The sequence below is a fragment of the Geodermatophilus sp. SYSU D00814 genome (assembly GCF_054050055.1).
In genome coordinates this window covers 50,926-71,967 of record NZ_JBJGYP010000019.1, presented here as the reverse complement: position 1 = coordinate 71,967, position 21,042 = coordinate 50,926, and the positions used below count along the sequence as shown (strand labels likewise).

Below are 21,042 nucleotides of genomic sequence, written 5' to 3'. Positions count from 1 at the left end.
GTCGCGTCGTGCCCCCATCCAACCGGGCCGCCCCGTCAGCACGCTCGGCGCGGCTCGACGAACAGCGACGCGACCGAGCGGCCGATCCGCCCGCCGGTGTCGTAGAGGTCGGCGGCGCACTGCCCGACCCCGGCGGGCCCCAGCGTGGTGACGGCGTCCATCGCCAGCCACCGCCCCTCCGGCCGGCGGAACAGCGCGACGACGAGGTCGACGTTGGCGAACGTCGCCTGCGACCAGTCCAGCGCCGCGGAGACGCCGCTGGCCGCGTCGGTCATCACCAGCAGGTGCTCCAGCGGCGTGATCGGCTCGCCCTCGACCAGGCCGCACAGCGGGCGGGTCCACACGGCGGCCGGGCCGGTCGCGGTGATCGAGCCGCCGGCCTCCCGCCACTCCAGCGACCGGTGGTAGGCGACCTCCTCGCGGAAGACGTCGAACTGCGCCGGGCGGCCGTCCTCCGGCCCGACCGGGAACCGCTGGGGCGGGTGCGCGGCGGCGGCCGAGTCGCGGACCCGCATCCGCCAGGCGGTCAGCCGCACCACCGGGCGCCCGCCGGCCTCCAGCGTCGCCTCGACCAGTTCGATCCGGCGGCCCGGGCGCAGCACCCGCGCGGCCACCCGCACCGGCCCCACCGGCACCGGCCCGAGGACGTCGAAGGCCAGCCGCACCGGCTGCCCGTCCTCGATCCCGCCGGCGCGCTCGGCCTCCCGGGCCAGCAGCGCGGCGGGCGGGCCGGCGTGCTGCAGGCCGGGGTCCCACGGCCCGATGGTGAGCGCGGTGGCGACGAAGGCGCCGGGACCGTCGGGCAGGTAGTAGGCGGAGGGCAGCTGCACGCCCCGCAGTCTCGCGCCGGTCCTCCCGGTCACCCGCGGCGGGCCAGCCACACCGCCGCGCCCACCCAGAGCGCGCCCGCGGCGGCCGCCGTCCACCACACCCAGCGCAGCGGCTGCCCCTCCGTGGACAGCGCCAGCAGGACGGCGACGACGCACACCGCGCCGGCCAGGGGCGTGGTGCGCACCAGGGTGCCGAGGGTGTCCGGCCCCGGGATGGCCACGAACAGCACCGCGGCGGCGACCAGCAGGAACCCGCACAGGGCGCCGAGGAAGCCCGCGGTCACCCCGACCTCGGCCGGCAGCACGACCGCGCCGAGACCGCCGGCCATGCCGCCGAGGGCGAGGCCGACCAGCAGCCGACGGCGCCGGCGCGACCACGGCGGGCGGGTCTCGGTCACGACGTCGAGGGTGCCCCGCGTCCCTGGGAGCCACGCGCGGGCGGGCGTCGCGCCCGACACACCGGTAGGTGGCGTCTGTCACTACGCCCGCTACAGTCGGACGGGTGCCGCACACCCGTCGTCCCGCCGTCGGCTATGCCACGACCGTCGCCGCGGCCGGCCTGTTCGCCGTCAACGGCACCGTCTCCACGCTCGCGCTGCAGGCCGGCGTCCCGCCGACCTGGCTGACCGCGATGCGCTGCGGCGGGGCGGCGGTGGGCCTGCTGGCCGCGCTGGCGCTGGTCTCGCCGCACCGGCTGCGGCTGTCCTGGCGGGAGGTGCCCTTCCTCGCCGCCTTCGGCGTGGTGGGCGTCGCACTGACCCAGTTCCTCTACTTCGTGGCCATCGGCCGGCTGCCGGTCGGCATCGCCCTGGTCTTCGAGATGACCGCGCCGGTCGGGATCGCGCTGTGGGTCCGGCTGGTGCGCCGGGAGCCGGTGCGGCCCCGCATCTGGGTGGCCCTGAGCCTGTCGCTGTCGGGACTGGTCCTGGTCGCCCAGGTGTGGCGGGGCGGCGGGTCGCTGGACCTGCTCGGCGTCGGCGCCGCCCTGGCCGCGGCGGTGTGCCTGGCCACCTACTACCTGATGGGCGAGCGCGGGGCAGCCACCCGCGACCCGGTCGCGCTGACCACCTGGACGTTCGTGGCCGCGGCCCTGTTCTGGGCCGTCGTCGCGCCGTTCACCGCCCCCTTCGACGCCGGGGTGCTCGGCGAGCGGGTGCCGGTCTCGCTCGGCGCGGTGGCGCTGCCGCTGTGGGTGCTGGTGCTGTCGATCGTCGTCCTCGGGGCGATCGTGCCGTTCTGGCTGTCGATCGCCGCGCTGCGGCACCTGCCGCCCACCACCGCCGGCCTGGTGGCCACCGTCGAGCCGGTGCTCGCCTCGGTGGTGGCCTGGCTGTGGGTCGAGCAGGTGCTCAGCGGCTGGCAGGTCGTCGGCGGGCTCGTCGTCCTGGGCGGCATCGCGCTGGCCCAGACCGCGCGGACGGCCCCGGTGCGGCCGGCGCCGGCGCCCCTCCCGGAGGCGCCCGCGCCGCTCGCGCCGGGCCGCTCGCCCGCCTAGGTGACCTTCTGCGCGTCGCGCAGCCAGCCGGCCAGCCGCTCCATGTATCGGGCCTGGGCGGCGTGGTCCATGCCGACGTACTCCCACGGGTGCACCTGGCCGGCCTGCGCGGCGGGCAGCAGCCCGTAGGTGGGCTGACCGGCCATCTGCTCCGGCGTCATCGCACCGCGCAGCGAGTACAGCAGGACGTCGCTGCGGTACTGCGGCACGACCTCCCAGCTCGCCGTCTCCCAGAAGTACCCCTCGCCGCCGGGGTCGACGAACTGCACGCCGAGGTCGCGGTAGAGGCGCAGTGACGGGTCGTCGGCGGCCTTGGCCATGTAGAAGCCCTCGTCGGGGTAGGCCGCCACCGGCAGCACGGTGACGCCGGAGGAGGCGGCCTCGGTGAGCGCGGCCGCGGCGTCGTCGTAGGCCTGCCGGGCCGCGCGGGCCTCCCCGCCGTCGGTGTCGGCGCCGAGGGCCGCGGCCAGCTCGGCGGTGCGCTCGACGACGTCGGCGGCCGACCCGCGCCAGGCGATCGCGACGATGGGCGCGATCCGCGCCACCTGCTCCTGCTGCTCGAGGGACTCGAACCCGTACAGCGGCTGGGTGGCGTCCAGCGTCCCCTCGGAGTCGACCGGGTAGACGCTGGTGACGACGACGTCGGGATCGGCCGCGGCCAGCGCCTCGAGGTCGATCGCGCCGTAGCTCTCGCCGACGACCTCCACACCGGACAGGTCGCGCCCCTCGAACTGGACGTCGTCGGCGGCCGAGGTCTGCCCGAAGGTGGCCACCGGCTCGATGCCGAGGTTCCACAGCGAGGAGACGACGTCGTTGAGGCCGGCGACCCGCTGGGGCCGCGCGTCGAGCTCGACGGTGGTGCCGACGTCGTCGGTGAACGACCAGCCCTGCCCGGACGAGGCGGCCGCCTGCGTGTCCTCGGAGGTCGAGCAGGCGCTCGCGGCGAGCAGCGTCGCGAGCGCCAGGGAGGCGCCGAGCAGGCGCGGGGGTCGGGACACGGGGTCTCCTCGCGGGTCGGGGCAGGGGGTTCCCCCTGCGAGCGAGGGCAGGTTAGCCTTGCCTTACCAGCGGTCCGCACGGGCCGGCCCCGAGCGGAGGAGACACCGGTGGCGACGACGACCGAGGCCGTGACTGCGGCGCTGCCGCAGTGGCTGTTCTTCGACACCGTCGTCGCGCGGGTGCGCCTGCTGGGCCCGTCGATCGTGCGGATCACCCTCACCGGCCCGCGGCTGGGGGAGTTCGGCGTCGCCGGTGACGACCAGCGGGTCAAGCTCGTCCTCGTCCCCGATCCCACCGCGCTGGCCGAGCTGCACGCCGCCGGCGCCGAGTGGTACCCCGCCTGGTGCGCGCTGCCCGAGGAGCGGCGGCCGGTGCTGCGCACCTACACCGTGCGCGCGGCGCGGCCGGAGGCGGCCGAGGTCGACCTCGACGTCGTCCTGCACGGCGTCGACGACGGGTCCGCGGGCCCGGCGGCGACCTGGGCCGCGCAGGCCGCGCCCGGCGACCCGGTGGTGCTCATGGGCCCCGACCGGCCCGGCCGCGGCCGCGCCTGGGGCGTGGAGTGGGCGCCGCCGCAGACCGCCCGCTGCCTGCTGCTGGCCGGCGACGAGACCGCTGTCCCCGCCGTCGGCGCGATCCTCGAGTCCCTGCCGCCGGGCCGGCGCGCCGTCGCCGTCCTCGAGGTGCCCGGGGGGCGCGACGTGCAGGACCTGCGGCTGCCCGTGGGCGTGGAGGTCCGCTGGCTGGCGCGCGGCGACCGCCGGCGCGGGGAGCTGCTCGTCCCCGCCGTGCACGCCGCGCTGGTCGACCTCGGGATCGCCGCGGCACCGGCTCCCGACCCGGAGGACGTCGACCTCGACAGCGGGCCGCTGTGGGAGGTCCCCGAGGACCCCGGTGCGGGCGCGGGCTGCTACGCCTGGCTCGCCGGTGAGGCGGGGGTGGTCAAGCGGCTGCGGCGGCACCTGGTCGCCGACCTCGGCGTCGACCGGCGCTCGGTGGCCTTCATGGGCTACTGGCGCGAGGGCCGCTCCGAGTCGTGAGGCCCCGCGGGGATCAGGTGACCTGATCGTGCGGCGTCCTCCCTCACGGTGGGACGTGCGGGAGGACGCCCGGGGATCAGGTCACCTGATCATCGCCCACCACCCGCACCGGCGTTCCCGTCAGCGCAGGCGGCGGACGGGGACCACCAGCGGCGTCCCGGCCACCGGGTCGGGCACCACGCGGGCCTCGAGGTCGAAGACGTCGGCCAGCAGCCGCTCGGTGAGCACCTCGTGCGGCGTCCCCGAGGCCACCAGGACGCCGTCGCGCATGGCCACCAGCCGCTGCGCGTAGCGGGCGGCGAGGTTGAGGTCGTGCAGCACGACGACGACGGTGCGGCCGCGCTCGGCGTGCAGCCGGGCCACCATCTCCAGGACGTCGATCTGGTGCGACAGGTCCAGGTAGGTCGTCGGCTCGTCGAGCAGGAGCAGGTCGGTCTCCTGCGCCAGCGCCATGGAGATCCAGGCCCGCTGCCGCTGCCCGCCGGAGAGCTCGTCGACCGGGCGGTCGGCGAGGTCGGCCATGTCGGTCCAGGCCAGCGCCTCGGCGACGACGGCCTCGTCCTCGCGCGACCACTGCCGCAGCCAGCTCTGGTGCGGGTGCCGGCCGCGGGCGACCAGGTCGGCCACGGTCAGCCCGGCCGGGGCCACCGGGGTCTGCGGCAGCAGGCCGAGGACGCGGGCCACCTCGCGGGTCGGCGTCCGCGCGATCGAGCGCCCGTCGAGCAGCACCCGGCCCGCCGCCGGGCGCAGCAGCCGGCCCAGCGCCCGCAGCAGCGTGGACTTGCCGCAGCCGTTGGGGCCGACGATCGCGGTGAACGAGCCGTCGGTGAGCGCGAGGTCCAGGCCGTCGACGACGACCCGGTCGTCGTAGGCCAGGCGCAGGTCCTCGGCGGCCAGACGGACGGCGGGGGCGGGCGGAGGCTCGTGCACGGGCGCCTCGGAGGTGGAGGTGGTCATGCGGGGGTCCGCCTCCCGCGGACGAGCAGCCAGAGCAGGTAGGGCGCGCCGACGGCGGCGGTGAGGATGCCGACGGGGAGCGCCTCGGGCAGGACGGTGCGGGTGAGCAGGTCGGCCCCGGTGACCAGCGCGGCCCCGAGCAGGCCCGACGCCAGCAGCGGCGGCCGTGAGCCCCCGGTCAGCCGGACGGCGATCTGCGGCACCACGAGCGCCACGAACGCGATCGGCCCGGCGGCGGCCACCGCGGCGGCCACGAGCAGGACCGCGACGACGACCACCGCCGCCTGGGCGCGGGCCAGCCGGACGCCGAGGCCGCGGGCGGTGTCGTCGCCGAACTGCAGGACACCCAGCACCCGACCGGCGGCCAGCGCGAGCGGCACCAGCACGGCCAGCGCGACCGCCAGCTGGGTCGCGTGGTCCCAGGTGCGGGCGTTGAGCGATCCGGTGATCCACACGTAGGCGGCCGCGGCGTCGTAGATCTCCGCGCGGGTGAGCAGCCAGTCGGTGAGCGCCGTGCCGGTGGTCCACAGCGCGATGCCGACCAGCACCAGGCGGAAGCCGTCGAGCCCGGCCCGCCAGGCGAGGACGAACAGCAGCGCACCCCAGACCAGCGCGCCGAGCAGCGCGGCCAGCGGCACGCCGAGGCCGCCGAGCAGCGCGCCGGCCGAGCCCCCACCGCCCAGCACGATGGCGGCCACCGCGCCGACCGAGGCGCCCTGGGTGATGCCGAGGACGTCGGGGGAGGCCAGCGGGTTGCGGGCGAAGGTCTGGAACAGCGCCCCGGCGATCCCCAGCGCGAGGCCGACCAGCACCCCGACCAGCGTCCGCGGGGCGCGCAGCTCCAGGACGACGAAGCGGTGGGCGTCGGTGCCCGCGCCGACCAGCGTGCGCAGCACGTCGACGGTGCCGATGGGGTAGTCGCCGCGGCCGAGGCCGGCCGCCGCCAGCAGCACCACGACGGCGAGCGCGACTGCCGGGACGACGACCGAGCGCCAGCGGAACCGCGCCGAGATCCTCCCGACCCGGACGGTGACCGCGCGGCCGCGCGGGCGCCCGCCGGGCTCGGGCGGCGTCGTCTCGCGGAGGGTGTCGGCGGTGGCGGTCACAGCGTCGCCACCCGCCGGCGGCGGACCAGCGCCACGAAGAACGGGCTGCCGACCAGCGCGAGCACGATGCCCACCTGCAGCTCGCCCGGGCGAGCCACGACCCGGCCCAGGACGTCGGCCGAGAGCAGCAGCACCGCCCCGAGCAGGCCGGAGCAGGGCACCAGCCAGCGGTGCGCCGGCCCGGTGAACCCCCGCACGGCGTGCGGCACGACCAGCCCGACGAAGGCGATCGGCCCGCAGGCGGCGGTGGCGGCCCCGGCCAGCAGCGTGACCGCGGCCAGCCCGAGCGCGCGGGCGAGCCACACCCGCTGGCCCAGGCCCCGGGCGACGTCCTCGCCCATGCCGAGCAGGTCGAGGGCGGGGGCGTTGAGCAGCGCGATCACCAGGCCGGCGGCGATGAACGGCGCCACCTGCCAGGCGACGTCGGCGCCGCGGCCGGCCAGCGCCCCCACCACCCAGAAGCGGAACGCGTCGAGGGAGTCCGAGTCGCTGACCAGAAGCGCCCGGACCAGCGCGAACAGCAGCGCCGACAGCGCCGCGCCGGCCAGCGCGAGGGTGACCGGGGTGGCGCCACCGCGCCCGGCCGAGCCGAGCACGAAGACGGCGACGGTGCCGGCCAGGGCCCCGGCGAAGGCGAACCAGACGTAGCCCGACGGCGTGCCGACGCCGAGCAGCGTGATCGCCAGGACGACGGCGAACGACGCCCCCGCCGTGACGCCGAGCAGGCCCGGGTCGCCCAGCGGGTTGCGGGTGTGGCCCTGCATCAGCGCGCCGGAGACGCCGAGCGCGGCACCGACGAGGAGGCCCAGCACCGTCCGCGGGACCCGCAGGTCCCAGACGATCACCGCCTCCTCGGTGCGCAGCGACCGGTCGGTGAGCGCGGTCCACACGGTGCCCAGGCCCAGGGGGCGGGTGCCGACGGCGATGCTCGCCGCGCACGCCGCGACGACCAGCACCAGCAGGAGCACGGCGCCCAGCACGCGGCGCCGGGTCCGCGCCGCGCGGGCCGTCCGCCCGGAGGTCCCCGCGGTCCCCGGGGTCGCCGGGGACGGGCGGGTGGGACTGAGGACGGGCACCGGCGAACTCCGGACGACAGGGGCTAGGTGAGGCTCACCTTAGTCCGCGGCCGGGTGGTGTGCTCACCCGTCCAGCCGGCGGCTGCCGGCACGCCACTCCTCCTCCACCCCGACCTGGCCGGGCGCGACGCCCGCCGCGGGCAGCTGCGGCCGCTCCCGCAGGCTGCGCTTGAGCTCAGCGAAGCCGGGGAAGCGGGCCAGGCCCACCACGTGGTCCCACAGCTCCGCGGCGCGGTCCTCGGCGGGCACCCGGCTGATCACGGGGCCGAAGAACGCGACGCCGGCCGGTGGCTCGAAGTGCAGGATCGGCGTGCCGACGTCGCGGCCGGTCAGCGACAGCGCCTCGTCGGTCTCGGCCTGCAGCACGCCGTCCCAGCGGTCGTCGTCGAGCGCCGCCGTCAGCTCGCGCGGCAGGCCGGCCCGCTCCAGCACCGGCTCGAGGTAGGCCGCCGTGCCACGCTCGGCCGCGGTGCCGGGACGGTCGGGCTCGGTCTCGAACACCCGCTGCCCGAGGTGCTCGTAGAGGACGCCGACCGCCGCGCGCCCGTGCTGCTCGCGCGTCTGCGCGCACACCCGCAGCAGCCGCAGCCCCGCGGTGTGGCCCGCCTCGTACTCGGGCGGGAAGTGCGAGTCGTAGTCGACGTGCGCGTTGAGCAGCCGCAGCGAGATCAGCCGCCAGTCGACGTCGTAGTCGCGCTGCGCGGCGACCAGGCGGACCCACCTGCTGGTCAGCCAGGCGAACGGGCAGACGGGGTCGAAGTAGAAGTGCAGGTCGGCCACGGCTCCATGCTGCCCCCGCCGCCGGGCCTCAGCCCACCGAGAGCGGCGCCGGGGCCCGCACTGCCGGCGTTCCTCGCGCCGTGCCGGTCCTGCAGCGCGGGCAGAGCACGAGGAAAACGGGCAACGGCGTGCCGGGAGCGCGGTGGAGGAACTCCGTCAGGCGGGCAGGAGGGCCTCGATGGCGGTGCGGACCTCGGGCGAGCCCGGGTCGGTCTGGGGGCGGAACCGCGCCACGACCGCGCCGTCGCCGTCGACCAGGAACTTCTCGAAGTTCCACTGCACCGGGCCGGCCTCGCCACCGGCGTCGGGCGCCGTCGTCAGCCGCTGGTACACCGGGTGCGCGCCCTCGCCGTTGACCTCGACCTTCTCGGTCATCGGGAAGGTGACGCCGTAGGTGGCCGAGCAGAACCCGGCGATCTCCTCGGCGGTGCCCGGCTCCTGCCCGGCGAACTGGTTGCAGGGCACCCCGACGACGGTGAACCCGCGCGGGCCGTACTCGCGCTGCAGCTCCTCGAGCCGGGTGTACTGCGGGGTCAGCCCGCACCGGCTGGCCACGTTGACCAGCAGCGCCGGACGACGGCCGGTGAGCTCGCCGAGGGTGGTGTCCTCGCCCCGCAGGGTGGCGACGGGCAGGTCGAGCAGGTCGGTCACGGGCACTCCTCGCGGGCGGGGACGGTCACCGGCACCAGCGCGCGGGAGGCCGGGCTCATTCCAGGTCGCTGATGTCGTCGGGGACGTCGACGGCGTGCTGGCGCAGCGCCGTCAGCGGGACCACCTCCAGCGCCCGCTCGTTGGTGGCCGCGAGCACGACGCCGGCCGCCGCCCCGGCGCGGTAGGCCTGCAGCCACCGCACGGCGACGACGCACCAGCGGTCGCCCGGGCGCAGTCCGGGGAAGCCGTACTCCGGCCGCGGCGTGGTGAGGTCGTTGCCGAGCTCGCGCTGCATCGTGAGGAACTCCTGGGACACCACGGCGCAGACGGTGTGGCTGCCGACGTCCTCCGGCCCGGTGCGGCAGGCGCCGTCGCGGAAGAAGCCGGTCAGCGGCTCGGTGCCGCAGGGCTCCAGCGCGCCGCCCAGCACGTTGCGCTCGGTCTCCGGCTCGGTCATGCCCGGATCGTGGCAGAGCGGCGGCGCCGCGCCCCGCGCCGCGTGCGCGGGCCCGGCCGGTGGTGCCGGCCGGGCCCGCACCGGGCTCAGGCGGTGCCGTCCCGGCGGCGTGCCGCCAGCAGCAGGACCTCACCCAGCAGCAGGACCAGCAGTCCTGCTCCCAGGGCGCGGCGCACGTCCGCGCCGGTGGAGGCCAGCTGCCCACCGGAGGAACCGTGCCCGCCGGCCGTCGCGGTCCCCGGACCGGCCGCGGGGCCGGCCCACGCGCCGGCGGACCCCGAGGTGGCCGCGGAGCCGGTCCAGGACCCCAACCACGGGCCGGTCCAGGACCCGGACCACGGGCGCGTCCACGGGCCGGTGGACGCACCGTCCCAGGCGGCCGGCCGGACGGATCCCGGGCCGTCGGCGGTCCCGTCGCCCGGCCGGCTGCCGGGCTGGGTCCCCGGGTGCTGCGGGCCGGCCGGGTGCGCCGGCTCCTGCGGACCGGCCGGGGGAGTCGGGCCGGCCGGGGGAGTCGTTCCGCTCGACGGCGCGCAGTCGGCCGACGCGTCGCCCAGCACGCCCACGCCCACACCGCAGACGGTCACGGGCACGTCGACGAGGGCGCCGTCCCCGCTGCCGGGGGCGCCGGCGGGCGGGGGGCAGTCCCCGGCGGCGTCGCCGAGCACGCCCACGCCCACGCCGCAGACGGTGACGGGCACGTCGACGAGGGCGTCGTCCCCGCCGTCCGCACCGCTCGCGGACGGGGTGCACTCCGCCGAGGCGTCGCCGAGCACGCCGGCGCCGACCCCGCACACGGTCACCGGCACGGTGACCGCACCGGCCGGCGCCGCCGGGGTGGTGCCGGAGGCCTCCGCGTCGCCGAGCACGCCGACGGCGTTGCCCGACACGGTGACCGGGACGGCGACGTCGGCCTGCGGGGGAGCCGGGGTGGGAGCGGGCGCCGGAGCGGCCGGTTCCTGGTGGACCCCACCGTCGGCGACCGCGACGTCGTTGCCGCCGGTCGTCACGGGCACCGAGACGGCGGCGGGGCCGAGGTCGACGGTGAGGTCGGCGGTGACGGCGGGCAGCTCGAGCCCGGCGTCGGCGGGGGCGTCGGTGAGGACGCCGAGGGAGTTGTCGGTGACGGTGACCGGCACGGTGACGTCGAGATCGTCGGTCAGGTCGTCGGACGCGGCGGCGACGCCGGTGCCGACGGCCAGCAGGCCGCCGGTCAGCAGCGCCACGCGCAGGGCACGGGTGGCCCACGTGGTCCTGGAGGTGTTCACGGGAGGTCTCCTCGACTGGGTGCTGGGACCCCGGTCCCGGACGGGACGGCGGGGGTCGTGCGCTCGGCCGGCCCGCGGGCCGGCGGCGCAGCACTCAGTCGGGGGAGGTGTCGGGGTCGACCGGGTCGGCGGCCGCGGCGTCGCGGGCACCGGCGGACACCGCGCCGGCCGCCGCGAGCAGCGCGGCGGGAGCGGTCGCCGCCAGGTCGGCGGCGGGCTGGTCGCGGTCGGCACCGGCGCCGGACGCCGCCGTGCCCGCCGGCGCCGGCCCGACCGGCACGGCCGGCGGCAGCGGGGCGACCGGCGCGACCGGCAGCGGCGGCGCGGGGACGACGGCGGGAGCGGACGGCGCGGCGACCGGGCCGGCCGTCGCCGTGGCGTCCGGCGACCCCGGGTCCGGGGTCACGGCACCCGGGGCCGCCGGAACGGGGGCGTCCACCGCACCGGCGGCGGACGGCGGGACGACGGCGGGCGCCTGCAGCGACACGGGGTCGGCCACCACGGGGTCGGCCACCACGGGGTCGGCCACCGCGGGGCCGGCGGCCGGGCCCGGGACGGGCGGCAGCACACCGGTCACCGGCTCGACGACGTCGTCCACCGGGGCGAGCACGTCGGTGACGGGCAGGAGCACGTCGGTCACCGGGGCCAGCGCGTCGGTGACGGGGGTCAGCGCGTCGGTGACCGGGGCCAGGGTCTGCGCCGCGGGGGCCAGCACCGGCTCGAGTGCGGCGGTGACCGGCGCGACGGCGTCCGTCAGCGGCGCCACCACCGGCGTCGCGGCCCGGGAGACCGCCTCGGTCAGCGGTGGCAGCACCGGCTCGAGGACCGGGCTCAGCGCCTCGCCGACGGGTGCGGCGACGGGCCCCACCAGGTCACCGGCCGGAGCGAGCACGGGAACGGGCGGCGCCTCGTCGGCCGAGGCGGGGACCTGACCGCCCAGCCACGCCCCGGCCCCGAGGCCGGCCAGCAGCAGGGCGCGGCCGCTCCACCGGCGCAGGCGGGCGCGACGGCCCGTCGTTCCCCCGGCCATCGCACCCCCTTCCGACACGGTGACTCTCGGCATCCAGATTGGAACGGACGGTCACCGCGAAACGGCAGTCACCCGATGGGCGGAGCCGTCCTGACCGACCGTGACCGCCGGGTCGACCGCTGCCCGCCCCGGTCGCCCGATGGGCGGTCCCCGGTGGCAGAGTCCGGGCGTGACCGTCGACACTCCCGGCGCGACCGGCCCCTCGACCGGCCCCTCGACCGGCCCCTCGACCGGCCCCTCGACCGGCCCGACCGGCCCGGCCGTCCTCTGGCAGCCGACGCGGGAGTCCCGCGACGCGACCCGGCTGGCCGGGTTCGCCCGCGACGCGGCCGCCCGGCGCGGGCTCGACCTCGACCCGACCGACTACGACTCGATCTGGCGCTGGTCGGTGGAGCACCTCGACCAGTTCTGGGCCGACGTCGCCGCCTGGTCGGGCGTGCTGCCCGGCGTCCCCGACGACCGGGTGCTGACCGACCGGCGGATGCCCGGCGCCGTCTGGTTCCCCGACGCCACCGTCAACTACGCGGAGCAGGCCCTGCGCCACGCCACGGACGAGCACCCCGCGCTCATCGCGGTGGCCGAGGACGCCGACCCGGTGGAGGTCTCCTGGGCCGACCTGCGCGGGCAGGTCGGCGCGTTCGCCGCCACGCTGCGCCGACTGGGCGTGCGGCGCGGCGACCGCGTCGCGGGGTACCTGCCCAACGTCCCCGAGGCGGTCGTCGCGTTCCTGGGCGCGGCGTCGATCGGCGCCGTGTGGTCCTCCTGCGCGCCGGACTTCGGCACCCGCGCCGTCCTCGACCGGTTCGCCCAGATCGAGCCCACCGTGCTGGTCGCCGTCGACGGGTACCGCTTCAACGGCCGGGCCCACGACCGGCGCGACGTCGTCGCCGAGCTCCGGGCCGCGCTGCCCACGGTGACGACGACGGTCGCCGTCCCCCGGCTGTTCCCCGACGAGCTGCCCGACGGCGCGCTGGCCTGGGCCGACGCCGTCGCCGACGCGCAGGAGCCCGAGTTCGAGGCGCTGCCGTTCGACGCCCCGCTGTGGATCGTCTACTCCTCGGGCACCACCGGGCTGCCCAAGGGGATCGTGCACGGGCACGGCGGTGTCGTCCTCGAGCAGCACAAGCAGCTGGGCCTGCACGGCGACGTCGGCCCCGGCGACCGCTTCTACTGGTACGCCTCCACGGCCTGGATCATGTGGAACATCGCCACCTCGGCGCTGCTGCGCGGCGCCACCGTGGTCGTCCACGACGGCGCCCCCGCGTACCCGGCGGTCGACGCGCAGTTCGCCCTCGCCGCCCGCACCGGCCTGACCTACCTGGGCACCAGCGCCGGCTACCTGGTCGCCTGCGAGAAGGCCGGCATCCGCCCGGGGGAGGACCACGACCTGTCGGCGCTGCGCACGATCGGGTCCACCGGCTCACCCCTGCCCGAGTCGGCGTTCCACTGGGTCTACGACGCGGTGGGCGGTCACGTCTTCCTCGGCTCGGTGTCGGGCGGCACCGACGTCGCCACCGGGTTCATCGGCAGCACCCTGCTGCTGCCGGTGACCGCCGGGGAGCTGCAGCGGCCGATGCTCGGCGTCGCCGCGGCGGCGTGGGACGAGGACGGCCGGCCGGTCGTCGGCGAGCTCGGCGAGCTGGTGGTCACCGAGCCGATGCCGTCGATGCCGCTGTACTTCTGGAACGACACCCCTCCGGGCCCGGCCGGCAGCCGCTACCGCGAGGCCTACTTCGAGCCGTGGCCGGGCGTGTGGCGGCACGGCGACTGGATGGAGGTCACCGAGCGCGGCACCTGCCTGATCACCGGCCGCTCGGACTCCACGCTCAACCGCGGCGGCGTGCGCATGGGCACCGCCGACATCTACGCCGCCGTCGAGGCCTTCCCGGAGATCGCCGACTGCGTCGTCCTCGGCGTCGAGCAGCGCGACGGCGGCTACTGGATGCCGCTGTTCGTGCAGCTGGCCCCCGGCGCGGAGCTCACCGACGACCTCGCCGACCGCATCCGCGCCGCCATCCGCACCTCGGCCAGCCCGCGGCACGTGCCCGACGAGATCCTGGTGGCGCCCGGCGTCCCGCACACCCGCACCGGCAAGCGGCTGGAGGTGCCGCTCAAGCGGCTGTTCCAGGGCGTGGCGCCGGAGAAGGCGGTCAACCCCGGGGCCGTCGACGACGCGTCGCTGGTCGAGCACTACGTCGCCCTGGCCCGCGAGCGCGGGGCCCGCTAGCCCGAGAACGGCCCCCGCAGCGCCGCCCACTGCAGCAGCAGGACGGTCTTGGCGTCGGCGATCCGGCCGTCGCCGGCCATGGCCAGGGCCTCGTCGAACGGCAGCTCGAGCACCTCGATGTCCTCGCCCTCCTCGGCGAGCCCGCCCCCGGCCGACACCCGGTCGGCGGGGGTGTACGAGCCGGCGAAGAAGGCCAGCCGCTCGGTCACCGACCCCGGGCTCATCCACACGTCGGGCAGCCGGGTCAGCGGCCCGACGGCGACGCCGAGCTCCTCGGCGGCCTCCCGGCGGACCGCGGCCTCGGCGTCCTGCTCGTCGAGCAGCCCGGCGGCGGTCTCGACGAGCATCCCGTCGGGGGAGCCGTTGACGTAGGCCGGGAACCGGAACTGGCGGGTGAGCAGCACGGTGCGGCGGGCGGTGTCGTGGAGCAGCACGGTGGCGCCGTTGCCGCGGTCGTGCGTCTCGCGCCGCTCGGTGTGCCACACGCCGTCGCGGCCGCGCCGGTCGAACGTCGTCCGCCGGTTGACGTACCAGGAGCTGGAGAGCACCTCGACGTCGCGGACGACGACGTCGGGGTTGCCGGTGAGGTCGCGGCCGGCGCGGTCCAGGCCGGTCCGCCCCCGCGCGTCGGGCAGGTCCACCCCGAGGACGCCGGTCACCGCGTCACCGCCGGCACCTCGTCGAGGCTGCGGTACACCGCGGCACCACGGGCGCGGGCCAGCGCGACCATCTCGTCGGACCCGGCCGAGGCGCCGGGCAGCCGCAGCACCGCGTCGACCCGGGCCACCAGCCGCCGGCCCATCGGGTGGAACACCTCGTCGAAGGCGGCGTCGCCCACCTGCGTCGAGCCGGCCAGCTCGGCCAGCGGCAGCGCGAGGTCCTCCCCGTTGACGGCGAGGTGGCCGGCGCGGAACAGCTCGAGGCAGGCCTGCTGGATGGCGCGGTGGTTGGCCGCGATCTTCTCCGGGTCGTCGCCGGTGCCCCCGCGGTAGGGGCCGGCGACCAGGATCATCAGCGGCTGCGTCACGAGAAGTCGACCTCCACGCCGGCGTCGTCGAGCGCGGCGAGGGTCTCCTGCGCCGCGGGGCTGAGCTGCGGGTCGCGGGCGCTGGCGTCGGTGACCAGCCGGCCGACGGCGTCCAGCGGCGCGACCGAGGCGAACGCGCGCACGCCGAGCTTGGAGGCGTCGGCGACGACGAGGGCCGCGCGCGACTGCTGCAGGCCCAGCTGCTTGACGGCGGCGTCCTCGAGGGTGAACTCCGACCAGCCGGCCTGCGCGCTCACCGCCCCGATCGACATGACGAACAGGTCGACGGTCAGCTGCCGCAGCACCGCGGCGGTCAGCGGGCCGGCCAGGCTGCGCTCGCCCGGGCGCGACTCGCCGCCGACCACCAGCAGCCGGACGCCGGGCCGGTCGGCCAGCGCGTCGGCCACCGGCAGGCTCACGACGGCGGCGGTGAACGGGCCCTCGCCCGCGGCGGCACGGTCGGCCAGCGCGCGGGCCACGTGCACCGTCGTCGTCCCGGCGTCGAGCAGCACGGTGGAGCCCGGCGCGACCCGCGCGGCCGCAGCCCGGCCGATGCGCTCCTTGAGCCCGGCCTGCCAGCCGGCCCGGGCGGTGAAGCCCGCCGCGCTCTCCGGCTCGGCGACGGCGACCGCCCCGCCGCGCACCCGCTCGACCAGCCCACGGGCCTGCAGGGCGTCGAGGTCGCGGCGCACGGTCATCTCCGAGACGCCCAGCCGCGCGGCGAGGTCGGCGAGCGGCACCCGGCCGGCGTTGCGGACCAGCCGCAGCGTCACGTCGAGTCGGTCGGGGACGGCCACGGCGACATTCCTACCAGGTCCGTGTGAGATGTGTGAAGTGCCTGTGAAATGGGAGCCGCGCGCGGATCCGGTGACGGCACGGCGACGCTCGGCTACCTTCCCGCCCGGCCCGCCGCCGGACCGCCTGCACGGCGGCGCGGTGGGCCGGCTCCGGGCAGCCGCACGGGGCCGACCACGCCCGAGGAGAACCGTGCCCGCCACCCGCCCGACCGCCCGCCGCGCCCTGACCGGGGCCCTGCTCGGCGCCGCCGTGCTGCTGTCCGCCTGCGGCGGTGACGACACCGACGAGCCGGCCGCCGCGGCCGGGGACGGCGCCGCCGCGCTCGGTGCCGACGTCCCCGAGGAGTGCACCGCGGCCTTCCCGCTGACCGTCGCCGGCGCCGACATCGCCGACGTCGAGTCCGTGCCCGACGACTTCCCCGAGCCGCCGGACGGGTCGACCCTCTGCGAGACCGGCGGCACGGCCGGCGGCGGGCAGGAGTACGCCAACTACGCCACCGACCTCGGCAGCGAGGAGGTGCTGGCGCACTACGAGTCGGTGTTCGGCGCCGGGCGCACCGAGACCGGCCTCGGCGCGCCGGCGGTCGGCGGCGCCACCGGGGACACCTTCTGGCAGGTCGAGCCGGTCGACGGCGGGTTCCGCATCGTCTTCTCGACCGTGTGACCGCCCTGTCCCGCGCTCGCTCGTGCTCTGCACACAGGTGTGTGCAGAGCACGAGCGGCGGAGGATCTCAGCCGGCGGCGAGGGCGACCTCGTCGGCGTGCGCGACGTGCCCGAGCTCGCGCCACACCGCCGCCAGCAGCACCGCCGACCCGGCGAAGGCGAACCAGAACGGCCCGGTCACGCCCCAGACGCGGGCCACGACCCCGCCGACGGCCTGGCCGACGACGATGCCGCCGAACACGCCCATCGCGTAGAGGCTGCCCACCCGGCCCTGCAGCTCCATCGGCACCGCCCGCATGCGGACCGTGCGCGAGGTCGTGCCCCAGACGAAGGCGTGCACGCCGAAGACGAACAGCACGACCAGCGCCACCCAGACCGTGGTGGTGAGGGCGAGCGCGAGGTGGGTCAGCGTCTCCAGCGTCAGCCCGACCCGCATGAGCGTGGCCAGCCGCACGTGCCGCTCCAGCCAGCGGTAGGACGCCGTCCCCACCATGCCGCCGAGCGCGCCGACCGTGGTGAGCAGGCCGTAGCCGGCCGCCCCGAGCCCGAGCCGCCGGTCGGCGTAGAGCACGAGGACCGACCAGGCCGCACCCCACGTGACGTTGAACAGCACGATCGTGAGGGTCAGCGTGCGGACGGCGGGGTCGTGCCGCGTCCAGCGCAGCCCCTCGGCGATCGACCGGCGCACCGGCGGGTGCCGCGTCACCGGCGGGCGCGCGGGCAGCCGCATCCGCGAGACCAGCACCGCGCCCAGCCCGACGCACACCGCCTGGGTCAGGAACGGCCAGGCCGTGCCGGCGGCGAACAGCAGACCGCCGAGGGCCGGGCCGGCGAACTGGTCCATCGTCAGCGTCCCGGCCACCAGCCGGGCGTTGCCGGTGCCGAGGTCGGCCCGCGGCACCACCATCGGCAGCAGCGTGCCGCCGGTGGTGTCGGCGAAGACCTCCGCGGTGCCCAGCACGAACAGCGTGCCCAGGACGACGGGCAGGCCGACGTCGCCGGTGGCCAGCGCGACGGTGAGGACGGCGAGCACCCCGGCGCGGGCCAGGTCGACGCCGACGAGCAGGCGGCGCCGGTCGACCCGGTCGGCCAGGACGCCGGCGTGCAGGCCGAACAGCAGCCACGGCAGCTGCTGCAGCAGGGCGCCCAGCGCGACCAGGAGCGGGTCCTGGGTGAGGCCGGCCACCAGCAGCGGCCCGGCGGCCAGCGCGATCCCGTCGCCGAGGTTGCTCACCCACGAGGAGGCGACCAGCCAGCGGAACGGCGTGCCCATGCGGGCCGGGAGCACCGCCTCGACCAGTCCCCCCACGGGGCCGGGACTGTAGCCGCCGACCGTTCCTGCGCTCTCGGCGATAACCGGCTGCTCCTGTCGGCCCCGTCGGCGAGCATGGGGGCCCGACGGCGCCGACGGCGCCACCCCCCGAGGAGGAACCGAGATGGCCGGCCTGCCGCGCGCGCTCGCGCCCCTGCGGCACCGCTCCTACCGCCTGCTGGCCGCCTCGATGGCGTTGTCGCTGCTCGCCCAGGGGCTGTGGACCGTGGCGCTGGTGTGGCAGGTCGTCGACCTCGGCGGCGGTCCGAGGGCGCTGTCGCTGGCCACCGCGCTGTCGGCCGGCGGCATGCTGGCCAGCACCCTGCTCGGCGGCGCGCTGGCCGACCGGGTGCCGCAGCGGCGCATCCTGCTCGGCGTCGCGCTGCTGCAGACGGCGGCGGCCGGACTGGTCGCCGTCCTCTCGCTCACCGGCACGCTCGCGCTCGGGCCGCTGGCCGCCGCCTCGCTGGCCGGCGGCGTGGCCACGGGGCTGTACTACCCGGCCTACTCCGCGCTCGTCCCCGGTGTGGTGCCGCCGGGGGACCTGCTCGCGGCCAACGGCCTCGAGGGCGTGGTGCGCCCGGCGCTGGCGATGGCGGCCGGGCCCGCGGCCGGGGGCCTGCTGGTCGGCGCGTTCTCCCCCGGGGCCGCCCTGCTCGCGACCTCGCTGACCTCGGCCGCGGCGGCGCTGTGCGTGGCGGCGCTGCCCACGCTGCCGGTGCGCCGCGAGGAGCTCGGCGCGGGCCTGCTCGCCGACGTCCGGGAGGGCGTGGCCTACATGGTCCGCACGCCGTGGCTGCTGGCCACCCTGCTGTTCGCCTCCCTGATGGTGCTGGTGTTCATCGGCCCCTTCGAGGTGCTGGTGCCCTTCGCGGTCCGCGACCAGGCCGGAGGCGGGCCGTCGGAGCACGCCTGGGTGCTGGCCGCGTTCGGCATCGGCGGCGCGGTCGGGTCGGCCGTCGTCGCCTCGTTCCGGCTGCCGCGGCGCTACCTGACGGTGATGAACCTGCTCTGGGGCGTCGGCTGCGTGCCGCTGGTCGTGTTCGGCTGGACGTCGTCGCTGGCGGTGATGATCGCGGCGGCCGCGGTGCTGGGGGCGGCGTTCGAGGCCTCGACGGTCATCTGGGGCACGCTGCTGCAGCGGCGGGTCCCGCCCGCGCTGCTCGGCCGGGTGTCCAGCCTCGACTTCTTCGTCTCGCTGGCGTTCATGCCGCTGTCGATGGCGCTGGCCGGCCCGGTCAGCGGCCTGGTCGGGCTCACCGGCACCTTCCTGCTCGCCGGGCTGGTGCCGCCGGTGCTCGCCGTCGTCGCCGTGCTGGCCTGGCGGCTGCACGTCGACGAGCTGGCCCACCCGCTCGACGTGCCCGCCGACGAGCCGGTGGAGCCCGGGCCGGACGAGGCGCTCAGCGAGCCGGCAGGCGCAGACGAAGGACCCCGTCCTCCCCACCCCTCGCAGGCTCGGGGCGGGCCCCTGGACGGGGCCGAGGAGCGAGACGGACTGCCTACGGCAGGCGCAGGACTCGGGCCTCCCAGGGCCTGAGCACCGCGGGGTCGTCCTCGGGCAGGTTCCCGAGGACGACCCCGGCGGCGACCGCTTCGGGCAGCAGGTCGGCCAGCGGCTGCGCGGTGCCGCCGAGGTTGCAGACGACGAGCAGGGTGTCCCCCTCGAGGCAGCGGGTGAACGCGTACACCTGGTCGTGGTCGGGCAGCAGCATCGTGAAGTCCCCGAGCGCCACCACCGGGTCCTCGTGCCGCAGGGCGATCAGGCGCCGGTGGTGGGCGAGCACCGACGCCGGGTCCTCGCGCTGGGCCGCCACGTTCCACTCGCCGTGGTCGGGGTTGACCGCGATCCACGGCGTGCCGGTGGTGAACCCGGCGTCCGGCGAGCCGTCCCACTGCACCGGCGTGCGCGCGTTGTCGCGGCTCATCCGGCGCATCGCGGCGAGCACCTCAGCGGGGTCGACGCCGTGCGCGACGGCCTGCGCGTGGTGGTTGAGCGACTCGACGTCGCGGAACTGCGCCAGGTCGGTGAACGGGAAGTTCGCCATCCCGATCTCCTCGCCCTGGTAGACGTAGGGCGTCCCGCGGTGCAGGTGCAGCAGCGTGGCCAGGCACGTGGCCGAGTCGCGACGGAACCGCGGCGAGTCGTCGCCGAAGCGGGACACCGCCCGCGGCTGGTCGTGGTTGTCCCAGTAGAGGGAGTTCCAGCCGACGTCGGCCAGCCCCGCCTGCCAGCGGCCGAGGGAGGCCTTGAGGTCGCGCATCTGCAGCGGCCGCGGGTGCCACTTGTCGCCGTCGAGGTCGAGCTGCACGTGCTCGAACTGGAAGACCATGTCCACCTCGGCCCGCGCGGGGTCGGTGTAGAGCCGCGCCTGCTCCGGCGTGACGCCGGGCATCTCCCCGACCAGCAGCAGCGACTCCCGGCGGCCGTCGAAGACCTCGCGGTGCATCTCCTGCAGGTACTCGTGGATCCGCGGGCCGTTGGAGAAGTGCGGCGTCCCGTCGCCGTAGGGCAGGCCGGGCAGCGGCGGCCCGTCGGGCAGCGACCCGTCCGGCTCGACCGCCTTGCTGATCATGTTGATGACGTCCATGCGGAAGCCGTCGACCCCGCGGTCGAGCCACCAGCGCATCATCGCGTAGACCGCCTGCCGGACCTCGGGGTTCTCCCAGTTGAGGTCGGGCTGCTTGCGGTCGAACAGGTGCAGGTAGTACTCGCCGCTGGCCTCGTCGTACTGCCAGGCCGAGCCGGAGAAGTGCGAGTGCCAGTTGGTCGGCTCGGCGCCGGGCTGCCCCGCCGTCATCCCCTCCCGCGGCGGCCGCCACCAGTACCAGTCGCGCTTGGGGGAGTCCGTCGACGACCGGCTCTCGGCGAACCAGGGGTGCTCGTCGCTGGTGTGGTTGACCACCAGGTCCATCACCAGCCGGATGCCGCGGGCGTGCAGCGCCGCGATCAGCTCGTCGAGCTGGGCCAGCGTGCCGAACGCCGGGTCGACGTCCTGGTAGTCGCTGATGTCGTAGCCGTTGTCGGCCTGCGGTGACCGGTAGACCGGCGAGAGCCAGACGACGTCGACGCCGAGGTCGGCGAGGTGGTCGATGCGCTGCAGGATCCCGCCGAGGTCGCCGACGCCGTCGCCGTCGGAGTCCTGGAAGGAACGCGGGTAGACCTGGTAGACGACGGCGCGGGTCCACCACGGCGCCTGCTCGGGGGTCACCTGACCACCCCAGCACGGCCACCGGCGCCGCGCACCCGCGCGCCACGGTCCCCGACCGTGCCCGCTGGTGTGCTGCTCGTGACCGGTGGCAGCCGGGGGATCGGGGCGGCGACC

Annotated in this window: 21 protein-coding genes; 5 read left to right on the top strand and 16 right to left on the bottom strand. The window is 76.9% G+C overall.

The window, feature by feature from the left end; genetic code table 11:
* Positions 1-35 precede the first annotated feature (35 nt).
* Complete coding sequence (locus ACI780_RS16045; RefSeq protein ID WP_456869892.1) at positions 36-830, bottom strand: thioesterase family protein; 795 nt, start codon at positions 828-830, stop codon at positions 36-38.
* Positions 831-859: 29 nt separating this feature from the next.
* Entirely contained in the window at positions 860-1,228 is a 369-nt protein-coding gene (locus tag ACI780_RS16040; protein WP_457004143.1) for a hypothetical protein, read from the bottom strand.
* 104 nt (positions 1,229-1,332) lie between these two features.
* On the opposite strand from ACI780_RS16040, the gene ACI780_RS16035 reads away from it, so the two are divergent.
* On the top strand, positions 1,333-2,325 hold the full coding sequence (locus tag ACI780_RS16035; RefSeq protein WP_457004141.1) for an EamA family transporter: 993 nt from the start codon (positions 1,333-1,335) through the stop codon (positions 2,323-2,325).
* Here ACI780_RS16035 and ACI780_RS16030 read toward each other — a convergent pair.
* Positions 2,322-3,323, bottom strand: a complete 1,002-nt coding sequence (locus ACI780_RS16030) for an ABC transporter substrate-binding protein (RefSeq protein ID WP_456869895.1) — start codon at positions 3,321-3,323, stop codon at positions 2,322-2,324. The two genes, ACI780_RS16035 and ACI780_RS16030, sit on opposite strands and share 4 nt — an antisense overlap.
* Positions 3,324-3,431: 108 nt before the next feature.
* Here ACI780_RS16030 and ACI780_RS16025 point away from each other — a divergent pair, with 108 nt between their 5' ends.
* Entirely contained in the window at positions 3,432-4,364 is a 933-nt protein-coding gene (locus tag ACI780_RS16025) for a siderophore-interacting protein (RefSeq protein WP_457004139.1), read from the top strand.
* A 120-nt stretch (positions 4,365-4,484) separates the two neighbouring features.
* Here ACI780_RS16025 and ACI780_RS16020 read toward each other — a convergent pair whose 3' ends face one another.
* From ACI780_RS16020 to ACI780_RS15985, 8 genes are all read right to left on the bottom strand, one after another.
* Complete coding sequence (locus tag ACI780_RS16020; protein WP_457004137.1) at positions 4,485-5,321, bottom strand: ABC transporter ATP-binding protein; 837 nt, start codon at positions 5,319-5,321, stop codon at positions 4,485-4,487.
* Positions 5,318-6,427 (bottom strand): FecCD family ABC transporter permease, encoded by a 1,110-nt coding sequence (locus tag ACI780_RS16015; RefSeq protein WP_457004135.1) that lies wholly within the window; start codon positions 6,425-6,427, stop codon positions 5,318-5,320. Before ACI780_RS16015 ends, ACI780_RS16020 begins: the two co-directional genes overlap by 4 nt.
* Positions 6,424-7,503, bottom strand: coding sequence for a FecCD family ABC transporter permease (locus tag ACI780_RS16010; protein ID WP_457004133.1), 1,080 nt, complete (start codon positions 7,501-7,503; stop codon positions 6,424-6,426). The genes ACI780_RS16015 and ACI780_RS16010 overlap by 4 nt, the downstream gene beginning before the upstream one ends.
* A 63-nt stretch (positions 7,504-7,566) precedes the next feature.
* Positions 7,567-8,283 carry a mycothiol-dependent nitroreductase Rv2466c family protein gene (locus ACI780_RS16005; protein WP_457004131.1) on the bottom strand — a complete coding sequence of 239 codons (717 nt, stop codon included), beginning with the start codon at positions 8,281-8,283 and terminating at the stop codon, positions 7,567-7,569.
* Between the two features lie 156 nt (positions 8,284-8,439).
* Positions 8,440-8,934, bottom strand: coding sequence for a glutathione peroxidase (locus ACI780_RS16000; protein ID WP_457004129.1), 495 nt, complete (start codon positions 8,932-8,934; stop codon positions 8,440-8,442).
* A gap of 55 nt (positions 8,935-8,989) precedes the next feature.
* Positions 8,990-9,391, bottom strand: coding sequence for a DUF2237 family protein (locus ACI780_RS15995; RefSeq protein WP_456869902.1), 402 nt, complete (start codon positions 9,389-9,391; stop codon positions 8,990-8,992).
* An 86-nt stretch (positions 9,392-9,477) separates the two neighbouring features.
* Positions 9,478-10,659 carry a hypothetical protein gene (locus ACI780_RS15990; RefSeq protein WP_457004126.1) on the bottom strand — a complete coding sequence of 394 codons (1,182 nt, stop codon included), beginning with the start codon at positions 10,657-10,659 and terminating at the stop codon, positions 9,478-9,480.
* A 94-nt stretch (positions 10,660-10,753) separates the two neighbouring features.
* Positions 10,754-11,689 carry a hypothetical protein gene (locus ACI780_RS15985; protein ID WP_457004124.1) on the bottom strand — a complete coding sequence of 312 codons (936 nt, stop codon included), beginning with the start codon at positions 11,687-11,689 and terminating at the stop codon, positions 10,754-10,756.
* A gap of 169 nt (positions 11,690-11,858) precedes the next feature.
* On the opposite strand from ACI780_RS15985, the gene ACI780_RS15980 reads away from it, so the two are divergent.
* Entirely contained in the window at positions 11,859-13,916 is a 2,058-nt protein-coding gene (locus ACI780_RS15980) for an acetoacetate--CoA ligase (RefSeq protein WP_457004122.1), read from the top strand.
* On the opposite strand, the gene ACI780_RS15975 is transcribed toward ACI780_RS15980, so the two are convergent.
* Genes ACI780_RS15975 through ACI780_RS15965 form a run of 3 tightly spaced genes read right to left on the bottom strand, consistent with a single transcriptional unit; the run spans position 13,913 to position 15,740 of the window.
* On the bottom strand, positions 13,913-14,575 hold the full coding sequence (locus ACI780_RS15975) for an NUDIX domain-containing protein (RefSeq protein WP_457004120.1): 663 nt from the start codon (positions 14,573-14,575) through the stop codon (positions 13,913-13,915). The genes ACI780_RS15980 and ACI780_RS15975 overlap by 4 nt on opposite strands.
* Entirely contained in the window at positions 14,572-14,943 is a 372-nt protein-coding gene (locus tag ACI780_RS15970) for a DUF4406 domain-containing protein (protein WP_457004118.1), read from the bottom strand. Before ACI780_RS15970 ends, ACI780_RS15975 begins: the two co-directional genes overlap by 4 nt.
* Positions 14,940-15,740, bottom strand: coding sequence for a DeoR/GlpR family DNA-binding transcription regulator (locus ACI780_RS15965; protein WP_457004116.1), 801 nt, complete (start codon positions 15,738-15,740; stop codon positions 14,940-14,942). The genes ACI780_RS15970 and ACI780_RS15965 overlap by 4 nt, the downstream gene beginning before the upstream one ends.
* A 190-nt stretch (positions 15,741-15,930) precedes the next feature.
* Here ACI780_RS15965 and ACI780_RS15960 point away from each other — a divergent pair, with 190 nt between their 5' ends.
* Positions 15,931-16,404, top strand: a complete 474-nt coding sequence (locus ACI780_RS15960) for a hypothetical protein (protein ID WP_457004114.1) — start codon at positions 15,931-15,933, stop codon at positions 16,402-16,404.
* A gap of 67 nt (positions 16,405-16,471) precedes the next feature.
* Here ACI780_RS15960 and ACI780_RS15955 read toward each other — a convergent pair whose 3' ends face one another.
* Positions 16,472-17,713, bottom strand: a complete 1,242-nt coding sequence (locus ACI780_RS15955; RefSeq protein WP_457004112.1) for an MFS transporter — start codon at positions 17,711-17,713, stop codon at positions 16,472-16,474.
* Between the two features lie 127 nt (positions 17,714-17,840).
* Here ACI780_RS15955 and ACI780_RS15950 point away from each other — a divergent pair, with 127 nt between their 5' ends.
* Positions 17,841-19,256, top strand: a complete 1,416-nt coding sequence (locus tag ACI780_RS15950) for an MFS transporter (protein WP_457004110.1) — start codon at positions 17,841-17,843, stop codon at positions 19,254-19,256.
* On the opposite strand, the gene ACI780_RS15945 is transcribed toward ACI780_RS15950, so the two are convergent.
* Positions 19,219-20,928 carry a glycoside hydrolase family 13 protein gene (locus tag ACI780_RS15945; RefSeq protein WP_457004108.1) on the bottom strand — a complete coding sequence of 570 codons (1,710 nt, stop codon included), beginning with the start codon at positions 20,926-20,928 and terminating at the stop codon, positions 19,219-19,221. The genes ACI780_RS15950 and ACI780_RS15945 overlap by 38 nt on opposite strands.
* Positions 20,929-21,042: the final 114 nt, after the last annotated feature.

What these genes read in the sequence shown, in the direction of transcription:
- ACI780_RS15950 (WP_457004110.1), top strand. Translation starts at nt 17,841, where the DNA reads ATGGCCGGCCTGCCGCGCGCGCTCGCGCCCCTGCGGCACCGCTCCTAC.
- ACI780_RS16020 (WP_457004137.1), bottom strand. Translation starts at nt 5,321, where the DNA reads ATGACCACCTCCACCTCCGAGGCGCCCGTGCACGAGCCTCCGCCCGCC.
- ACI780_RS15995 (WP_456869902.1), bottom strand. Translation starts at nt 9,391, where the DNA reads ATGACCGAGCCGGAGACCGAGCGCAACGTGCTGGGCGGCGCGCTGGAG.
- ACI780_RS15985 (WP_457004124.1), bottom strand. Translation starts at nt 11,689, where the DNA reads ATGGCCGGGGGAACGACGGGCCGTCGCGCCCGCCTGCGCCGGTGGAGC.